We start from the raw sequence: 530 nt of genomic DNA, 5'->3' as shown, positions 1-530 counted from the left end.
TGACTGGGGTGAAGTCGTAACAAGGTAGCCGTAGGGGAACCTGCGGCTGGATCACCTCCTTAATCGACGACATCAGCTGCTCCATAAGTTCCCACACGAATTGCTTGATTCATTGAAGAAGACGATAAGAAGCAGCCCGAAATTGGGTCTGTAGCTCAGTTGGTTAGAGCGCGCCCCTGATAAGGGTGAGGTCGGCAGTTCGAATCTGCCCAGACCCACCAATTTTGTGTGGGAACCTGTAGAAATACGGGGCCATAGCTCAGCTGGGAGAGCGCCTGCCTTGCACGCAGGAGGTCAACGGTTCGATCCCGTTTGGCTCCACCACTACTGCTTCTGTTTGTTGAAAGCTTAGAAATGAGCATTCCATTGTGATGATGGTGAATGTTGATTTCTAGTCTTTGGCTAGATCGTTCTTTAAAAATTTGGGTATGTGATAGAAAGATAGACTGAACGTTACTTTCACTGGTAACGGATCAGGCTAAGGTAAAATTTGTGAGTTGCTCTTAATTGAGTATTATCGAATTTTCGGC

2 tRNA genes and 1 rRNA gene are annotated in these 530 nt (G+C 47.2%); all 3 read left to right on the top strand.

The features are described 5' to 3' along the window. Positions 1-62, top strand: a 16S ribosomal RNA gene (locus tag QMX98_RS34850); the annotation flags it as partial. An 82-nt stretch (positions 63-144) separates the two neighbouring features. After that, positions 145-221, top strand: a tRNA-Ile gene (locus QMX98_RS34845). A 27-nt stretch (positions 222-248) separates the two neighbouring features. Next, a tRNA-Ala gene (locus QMX98_RS34840) sits at positions 249-324 on the top strand. Positions 325-530 lie beyond the last annotated feature (206 nt).

This window comes from Pseudomonas sp. PS02303 (assembly GCF_029959925.1).
In the GTDB taxonomy this organism is placed as follows: domain Bacteria; phylum Pseudomonadota; class Gammaproteobacteria; order Pseudomonadales; family Pseudomonadaceae; genus Aquipseudomonas; species Aquipseudomonas mandelii.
This window is presented reverse-complemented; position numbering and strand designations above follow the sequence as displayed.